The 5,803-nt window shown below is 60.2% G+C and carries 4 protein-coding genes and 2 pseudogenes; 3 read left to right on the top strand and 3 right to left on the bottom strand.

The window, feature by feature from the left end; translation table 11 throughout:
* The 3 genes and pseudogenes from VMU57_RS12195 to VMU57_RS12185 form a co-directional block, all read right to left on the bottom strand.
* Positions 1-368 (bottom strand): annotated as a pseudogene (locus VMU57_RS12195) (energy transducer TonB); the annotation flags it as partial.
* A 206-nt stretch (positions 369-574) separates the two neighbouring features.
* Positions 575-991 carry a biopolymer transporter ExbD gene (locus VMU57_RS12190; RefSeq protein ID WP_325383760.1) on the bottom strand — a complete coding sequence of 139 codons (417 nt, stop codon included), beginning with the start codon at positions 989-991 and terminating at the stop codon, positions 575-577.
* 2 nt (positions 992-993) lie between these two features.
* Positions 994-1,773, bottom strand: coding sequence for a MotA/TolQ/ExbB proton channel family protein (locus tag VMU57_RS12185; RefSeq protein WP_325383759.1), 780 nt, complete (start codon positions 1,771-1,773; stop codon positions 994-996).
* A 146-nt stretch (positions 1,774-1,919) separates the two neighbouring features.
* Between VMU57_RS12185 and recN the strand changes: the two genes are divergently transcribed.
* The 3 genes and pseudogenes from recN to VMU57_RS12170 all read left to right on the top strand — a co-directional run.
* Positions 1,920-3,608, top strand: coding sequence for a DNA repair protein RecN (gene recN, locus VMU57_RS12180; protein ID WP_325383762.1), 1,689 nt, complete (start codon positions 1,920-1,922; stop codon positions 3,606-3,608).
* Positions 3,609-3,985: 377 nt separating this feature from the next.
* Positions 3,986-4,996, top strand: coding sequence for a 4-hydroxy-3-methylbut-2-enyl diphosphate reductase (locus tag VMU57_RS12175; protein ID WP_325383757.1), 1,011 nt, complete (start codon positions 3,986-3,988; stop codon positions 4,994-4,996).
* A 32-nt stretch (positions 4,997-5,028) separates the two neighbouring features.
* Positions 5,029-5,803 (top strand): annotated as a pseudogene (locus tag VMU57_RS12170) (prenyltransferase/squalene oxidase repeat-containing protein); the annotation flags it as partial.

Raw genomic sequence — 5,803 nt, 5'->3', positions numbered from 1 at the left:
GTGCGATTGACGATGTTGACGTAGTAGGCGAAGCGGGCACCGAAGTTACGGTCCTGCACGCTCGCACTGGCGGAGCCGTTTTTGAGCTGCATGGTGGCTTCGGGAATACGGATGCCGCCGGTGTCACCAGTGGTGGCCTTCTTGGGTTGAGGCTGCACTGGCTGAACATGCTTCGGCGGCTGAGGCGTCTCTTTGGGCGCGACTTTCGGCGGCTTCACTTCCTTTTTCAGGATAGGGATGTCCTTGGGGCTGGGCGGCGGCTCGGTCTTTTCCTTGGCGACGACCGGAGCGGGGCTTGGCGTCTCCGAGGTGAGCACGCCGGTGTCGAGTTCGCGTTGCTTGGGGGGAAGCGGAAGGGAGGCGACCATGGTGGCCTGGATGGCCCCTGCATTGGAGGCATCTCCACCCCATGGCGGCGTGTGCGACCGAAAGATGTACGCCCAGCCAAGGATGAGGGCGACGACCAGCGCGTGCAGGACGATCGAGCCGACGAGGTTGCCGCCGAGCTTGTCGTCGGTGCGGGTGTCGCGGCTGTATTGGAGCTGAGTGGCTATGACCCGGTCCTCACTTGGCGTTACTTGGCTTCGATTGGCCGGGTGACGATGCTGATGTCGGTGATGCCGGCCTGCTTGACCGCATCCATCACGGAGGCGAAGGCGCCGAAGGGCACACGCTCGTCAGCGCGGAGATAGATGATGCGCTTGGTGGCGGGGCCAGAGCCTACGCTCTTCAACAGGGTGGGCAGATCATTGACGTTGACGGGCTTGTCCTGCAGAAAGACGTTCTGGTCCTTGTCGATGGTCACGACCATGCGCTCTTCGGTGAGTTGATTGACCGAGCGCGTCTTGGGAATGGCCACGATGACGCCGGACTGGAGCACGGGCGCAGTCAACATGAAGATGAGGAGCAGAACGAGCACGACGTCGACCAACGGCGTGATGTTGATCTCGGCGAGCGCCGTCTGCGTGCGACCTTTGGCGGAGAAGGCCATTGCTAGAAGGCCCTCCGGCGCGGCTCTTCGGGTTGCTGTTGCGGCGGTTGTGCGGGAGGTGTGAGCAGAGCGGAGTTTTCGATGGCGTTGAGAAGCTCGCGGCCGAAGTCGTCCATGCGTGAGGCGAACTCGCGCAGGCGAGCGGTGAGCTGGTTGTAGCCGACAACGGCGGGAATGGCGACGACGAGACCGGCTGCTGTCGTTATGAGGGCCTCCGAGATACCGGGGGCGACCGCACGGAGGGTGGCAGTGCCAGCGATTCCAAGGCCGTGGAAGGCTTCGATGATGCCCATGACGGTGCCGAAGAGTCCGATGAAGGGAGCGATGGCGGCGATTGTGGCGAGCCAGGTCATGCGGCTCTCCATCGAGGTGAGGGCTTCGCTGGAGGCGGTCTGCGCGGCGCGTTCGAGGGCGACCGGGTTACGTGGCATGCCGCGTCCGCCATTCTGGCGCTGGTACTCGTCGTGGATCTCGACGAAGACGGGGACGAGCGGGCTGGGCTTGAACTGCTCGGCGACCGAGGCGATCTCGCTCAGGCGGCTGGATTTGCGAAAGGCGCGGACGAAGCGCTGGCCCTGCATCTGGGCGCGGCGAAAGCTCGACCACTTGGAGAGCATGATGGCCCAGGAGAAGACGCTGGCGATGAGCAGGATGACCAGCACCGTAAAGGCAACGGGGCCGCTGTTGTGAACCATCTCTACCAGCGCGCTGCCGTTGGAGGCTATGGGAGCAGGGTTCGAGGCATCTTCCTGGAGGAGAGCAAGGGCAAAGGTCCAGAGCATAGTTATTTGTTCACCAGTCGTTAGTGTAAATCGAGGTTCGGGCGAAGTGCAGGTGGGGGCATCTGCTGTGATGCCGGGGTGGGACCGATAGATGCTTCGGCATGAGGTTTGCTATCCTCGCGGTACGTCATCCGACTGAGGCTTACATGCTGCTGGAACTGCGCGCGGAAAACTATGCTGTGATCGACCGTGCGGTCGCTAACTTCGGGCTGGGACTGAACCTGCTGACGGGTGAGACCGGTGCGGGTAAATCCATCCTGATCGACGCACTGGCGCTGCTGCTGGGCGGCAAGGCGTCTTCCGATGTGGTGCGGCATGGGGCCGATAAGGCCGTGGTGGGATGCGTGTTCGAGATGACTCCCGGCGCGATGGCAATTCTTGAGGCGAACGGGATCGATGCTGAGGCCGACCATATCCTGCTTCGGCGAGAGATTGCGGCGAATGGTAAGGGGCGGGTGTTCGTCAATAATCAGCCAGCCACGGTCGGGGTGCTGCGGCAGCTTGCGCCGGAGCTTGCACTGGTACATTCGCAGGGAGAGACGCTGGGGTCGTTCGACCAGACACAGCAGAGGATTTTGTTGGATCGGTTCGGCGCGATCTCGACCGATGCTGTTGCTCTGGCGTTTGCGGTGTGGCGAGCGACGACGGACAAGCTCGAGGAGCTGCAATCGGCTGAACAGGACCGCTTGCGAATGGCTGATCTGTGGAGATTTCAGAGTAAGGAGATCGACCAGGCAGGGCTGGCGACAGAGGATGAGGACGTTCAACTTGAGGCTGAGAAACGGGTGCTGGGGAATGCCGAAAAGCTTTATGCAGCGGCGATGGGTGCGCATGAGTTGCTTTATGAGTCGGAGAATTCGGCTGAGGCGGCGCTGGGCGCGGCGTTGAAGCATCTGGAGGAGCTGGCGCGGTACGATGCGCGCTTTCAGGAGCCTGCGCAGCAGTTGGCGGCGGCGAAGGCGGCGGTTGAAGATGTAGATGCCGAGGTGCGCGATTTTGCCGACAACGTTCACGCCGCGCCGGGACGGCTGGAGGAGATTGAAGACCGGCTCGCGGCTCTTGATCGTTTGAAGCGGAAGTACGGGCAGACCTTGGCGGAGGTCATTGCTTTTGGTGCGGAGGCGGCGCGGCAGTTGAGCGAGGTGGAGAACAGGGACGCTCTGCTGCTGGAACTGAAGGCGAAAGAGGTGCAGGATGCCGCGGCTTATCAGGCAGCGGCGAAGCAGCTCTCCGCCAGCAGGACAGAGGCGGCGAAGAAGCTGGAGAAGCTGGCCGAGGCCCAGATCAATGATCTGGCGATGAGCACGAAGTTCAAGATTCAGGTGACGATGGCGGAGGCTGCGAGTGCATGGACTTCGCATGGATGGGACCAGGTGGATTGCCTGATTGCCACTAACGCGGGTGAGCCGTTGAAGCCGCTGCATGAGATTGCTTCGGGCGGCGAGATGTCGCGGGTGATGCTGGCGCTGAAGGTGACGGTGGAAGAGGGAACTGCGGGTGCGCGGAAGAAAAAGGCTCCTCTGCCGCGCACGCTGGTCTTCGACGAGATTGATATTGGGATCGGCGGGCGGGCTGCGGAAGCGGTGGGAAAGAAGTTGAAGACGCTGTCGAAGGGACAGCAGGTCTTGTGTATCACGCATCTTCCGCAGATTGCGGCGTTTGGCGATCAGCATTTCCTGATCGAGAAGACCGAAAAGCGGGGGCGGACGCAGACCGATGTTCGGCGTATGGAGGATGCGGAGCGCACGCAGGAGATCGCGCGGATGCTGAGTGGCGCAAAGCTGACCGAGACCAGCCTGAAACACGCCGAGCACCTTTTGGAGAGCAGCCGGTAAGGCGCACATCTCCTGGGAGGGCCATGGCATCCCACAGAGCAGGAAGTACAGGGAGGGATCATCGATGACTACCGAATCAAAGAAATGCGCGATGGACGGTTGTACCTGTGTGCCGGCTGACGGCAAAAAATACTGCTCAACCTACTGTGAAGATGCCAAAGGCGTGACGACGTTGAAGTGCGAGTGCGGGCATCCTGGTTGCAAGGGTGAAAAGATGTAGCTTGATTGAGCAGTAATCTCTTGAACTGGAACAGGTTAGAGAACCTTTCTGAAAGCGGACGGGAGGCGTTTCCTTGATTTCGCCGTCGTGGCTCTCGTGCACCAAGGATGGTTCAAATTCGCCCCAAGCTGCCACCGAACGCGGTATACTGGTAGGCGTGACTACAACCACTCTTGACCATGCTGCGACCGATCAGGGCAGCTCTCTCAAAACAAAACGAGTTCTCCTTCTCAAGCCGCGCGGCTTCTGCGCTGGCGTGGTTCGCGCCATTGATGTTGTGCAGATTGCGCTGGAGACTTTTGGCGCGCCGATCTATGTCCGCAAAGAGATCGTGCACAACAGCTATGTCGTGACCGACCTGGCCAAGAAGGGCGCCATCTTCGTCAATGAGCTGGACGAGGTCCCTGAGGGCGCTCGTGTGATCTATTCGGCGCATGGCGTTTCGCCTGCTGTTCGGGAGCGCGCCAAGGAACGCGGCCTGAAGGTGGTCGATGCTACGTGCCCGCTGGTGACCAAGGTGCATGTGGAGGCGATCAAATTCGCCAAGCAGGGCTATTCGCTTGTGTTGGTTGGGCATCGCGACCACGAAGAGGTCGAAGGAACGCAGGGCGAAGCTCCCAGCGTGACCCAGGTGGTCTCGACGGTCGAAGAGGTTGAGGCGCTGGTGGTTCCTGACCCGAACAAGGTGGCTTACCTGACGCAGACAACGCTCTCGCTGGACGAGGCGCGCTACATGATCGAGGCGCTCAAGAAAAAGTTCCCCAATATTGTTGGGCCGCACGCGCAGGATATCTGCTATGCGACGGAGAACCGCCAGACCGCGGTGAAGAATGTTGCCCACGGGGCGGACGTTGTGCTGGTGGTTGGCTCGCGCAACAGCTCGAACTCGAACCGTCTGGTGGAGGTCTCGCAGAATCTGGGGACAAACTCCTACCTGATCGACAAGGCAGAAGATATCAAGCTGGAGTGGCTTGACGGCGTCGATACGGTAGCCGTGACTGCTGGGGCTTCCGCTCCCGAGGTTCTGGTGAAGGATGTCGTCGAGTATCTGCAGACCAAGGGCTACGGTTCCGTCGATGAGGTGGAGGTGATGCCGGAGAATGTTCGCTTCGGTTTGCCCCCTGAGATCGTCCAGGCGATTGCGTCCGCTCCGCAGGTCTCACGCTGAGCAGTAAGTTTCAACCAGAGAGTTCGGTATTCATGAGTACATCTTCAAGTAATCCGAAGACCGCGAATCAGCCGGCGCAGCCGCGCTTTGGCCGGATGGATCTCGGATTGGAGCATGTGGCGAATGGAGTCGCCCGCGCCAAGGAATGGCTGCTGGGCCAGCAGGACCCTGAGGGATTCTGGTGCGGCGAGCTGGAAGCGGACAGCATGCTCGAGTCCGACTACATCTTTATGCATACGCTGCTGGGGACGGGCGATCCGGGCAAGATGGAACGGGCGCTCAATGAGATTCTTCGCCATCAAAATAAAGACGGTGGATGGAGCCTCTATCCCGGCGGGCCTTCGAATATAAGCTATGGCGTAAAGGCCTATCTGGCGTTGAAGCTGATGGGCTGGTCGAAGGACCATCCGGTACTGGTGAAGGCTCGGGAGTGGGTTCTCGCCAATGGCGGCGTGGTGGAGTGCAATACCTTCACCAAGATTTACCTGTGCGCGCTGGGTCAGTACGACTACGATGCGGTACCCGCGATTCCGCCGGAGATTGTTCTTTTCCCCAACTGGTTTTACTTCAACCTCTATGAGATTTCGTCCTGGTCGCGTGGCATTCTGGTGCCGCTGTCGATCATTTATTCAAAGAAGCCGTTCAAGAAGATTCCACCGGAACAGGGAATTGATGAGCTGTTCGTGGGTGGACGGGAAAACTCGAACCTGCACCTGCGCTGGGACAAGAAGCGTCCGATCAGCTGGCGCAACTTTTTCCTCTTCACGGACCGCATGATTCATTGGTTCGAGCGGGTTCACATTCGGC

This window comes from Edaphobacter sp., assembly GCF_035532915.1.
Taxonomy (GTDB): domain Bacteria; phylum Acidobacteriota; class Terriglobia; order Terriglobales; family Acidobacteriaceae; genus Edaphobacter.
The sequence above is the reverse complement of the archived record's forward strand: the minus strand, read 5'-3'. Positions and strand labels throughout refer to the sequence as shown.